Genomic DNA, 2,442 nt, shown 5'->3' with positions numbered 1-2,442 from the left:
CAATGAGCCAGAACACCCCCGCAAAAAACACCCTGTAAAATGATACTGCAAAGGGATGGACGTCAACAAACTTGACAAACACAGATGATGTAGCAGAAAGAACGACTCCAACAAACAAAAGAATATAGTTGTTTTTCAATTGATACCTCCATAATAAAGCTACAATAATCACACCATCAGAGTAAGAGGTTATTGCAAACTTTTTTAATCCGTACAAAATAAAAAGCAGGATATCTCCTACTTTCCAATTCCAATATATTTTATCATCGATTCCACGTCATCACAATCAAAATAATTTTCCGTCTCCGATATATCTTCCAGTCTGTGAGCGTCTGAATTGTAGATTTTTTTGTATTTCTCTATGAATCTGTTTTCATACTCCTTTGACTTCACTTCTATGAAGTCGAATTTGTATTCCACCGGTATGAATCCAAGTACTCCAATGATTCCATTGGCTTTCTTTTCAACATGGGCAGGTATCACAACTCCCTTAACAGCCTTTACCATTTCTATGACATTCTTTACTGTAAAAGTTGTAGCATTAATGAGAAGCTTTTCAAGGTTCCCTTTGACATTATCCATTTCATCATAGATTAACTGTTCCCCGAAAATTTCAGGTCTGTTTTTTATATCCGGCAATGCTTCGTATAGCTTGTCGGATATAAGCTTTGCATCTTCATAAGTGTTGAAATAGGCAAGAATATGAACCTCTTCTCTCGTGGTAATCTCTATCCCTGGCAGCACTTTCATACCAGCCTTATCGGCAACAGCCTTTATAGCCGGATAGTTTTCGGCTGTATTGTGATCTGTGACTGATATTATGTCCAATCCTTTTATAAGAGACATGTTCACAATATTATTTGGAGTCATCTCATTTTCTCCACAGGGAGACAATCCCGAGTGGATGTGCAGATCATAGTAAAGCTTCACTACATTCCCAGGCCATGAAGCCTGCAGGCAAGTTCAAAGGCTGGTAATTTAGACTTCAGTACAACCTTCTCCATATCTAATGCCTTTTCAATGGTGTCTTCATCTATTTCCATGTTTTCAGCAATAAGAATTGCCCCCAGATCAAGAAGGTCTGAAATTGCAACAACATTTATATGTGTCTGGATAGTAATCCATATTTCATCATGTTTTGCCTTTGCCATTACAAGACTAAGAAGGTCTCCTATATACACTCCTTCAATCTCGATATTTCTTATTCCTGTTTCTCCTGTTACTATTTCAAGTTCAAGTTCTTCTATTATTGTACTGAGTTTCATAATATCAGCTCCTATTTCTCAATTTTAGTATTACGCAGCTGTCCAATTCATTGATTCCGTCAACAATGTCCTCGGCTAGTGCCCTGCATGTAGGCGATCCGCATGAACCACAGTCAAGTCTTGGAAGTATACCATATATTTTCTCGATTTCCTCCATCCTTCTGACAGCCGCCTTGAGGTCTATCTTTCTTTCAATGATATCTTTAAGATCCAGTTCATCTTCAAAATATCCAAGCTCTTCAAATTCCTCGAATTTTTCCAGGTCATCATTAAGAATCATAGAATCGTCAGTATTTTTGATTATATAATTAATGTTGTTTTTTGCAACAAAAGGATTTTCAAAGTTAAAGGATCCTCCAACACAGCTTCCGTTACATGACATAAGCTCTACAAAGTCGACATAACCAAGCTTTCCTAGCTCTATTTCATCAAGAATGTTCATTACATTTTCAATACCGGAAACAGCTATGCTGTTGTCCGCATTTACAGCCTTGGCCTGCCCTCCGGAAATACACCATTGAAGTCCAGTTAGGGATGGTGTTGAAAAACACATGTCGTCCTGTATCTTAATAGCCCTTACCAGGTCTCCATATATCTCCTTGAAGGAAATAACCTTGTCTATACTGGATCTACTTGCCCCAATAGGTTTTATGACACTAATTGCCTTGGCAGGACAGGGTGATATGTAAAAAACCTCTATAGGTTTGTTTGATTTCTTGAATATTTCCTTTACTTTTTTTATGGCCAGCCTTGCGGCTATCTCCATGGGAGACTGTATTTCAATCATATGTTCCAGCAAGGATGGATATTTAACCTTAATCAGTCTTATAACTGCAGGACAGTTTGAATTAATCAAAGGTTTGGGATTGTTTTTTCCCTTAAGCTTCTTGCCTATGGCCTTTGATACCAAATCAGCTCCCCAGCTTTCGTCATATACATAGTCAAATCCAATGGTAAGCAAGGATCTGTGTATCTTGCATATTTCGGTTCCATGTCCGAACTGTCCATAGACGGCAACTGAAGGTATAACAATTGATATCTTGTCCTTGTCAATATCTTGAAGCTTGTCAGTATTTGGCTCATATGCATTATACGGACACACTCTCATGCATTCACCGCAGTGTATGCATTTTTCAATATTTATTATTGCCTTATTGTTTACAACCCTGATGGCTTC

3 protein-coding genes are annotated in these 2,442 nt (G+C 37.9%); all 3 read right to left on the bottom strand.

Features of this window, described 5'->3' with window-relative positions; translation table 11 throughout:
- Positions 1–237: 237 nt before the first annotated feature.
- Positions 238–930 carry a PHP domain-containing protein gene (locus tag AC3AX0_RS11585; protein WP_487550440.1) on the bottom strand — a complete coding sequence of 231 codons (693 nt, stop codon included), beginning with the start codon at positions 928–930 and terminating at the stop codon, positions 238–240.
- Positions 930–1,265: a serine kinase gene (locus AC3AX0_RS11580; RefSeq protein WP_487550439.1), complete on the bottom strand. Its 336-nt coding sequence runs from the start codon at positions 1,263–1,265 to the stop codon at positions 930–932. Before AC3AX0_RS11580 ends, AC3AX0_RS11585 begins: the two co-directional genes overlap by 1 nt.
- A gap of 4 nt (positions 1,266–1,269) precedes the next feature.
- The coding region (locus tag AC3AX0_RS11575; protein ID WP_487550438.1) for a [Fe-Fe] hydrogenase large subunit C-terminal domain-containing protein at positions 1,270–2,442 on the bottom strand (1,173 nt) is incomplete at its 5' end.

It is taken from the genome of Dethiosulfatibacter sp. (genome assembly GCF_983023055.1).
This window is presented reverse-complemented; position numbering and strand designations above follow the sequence as displayed.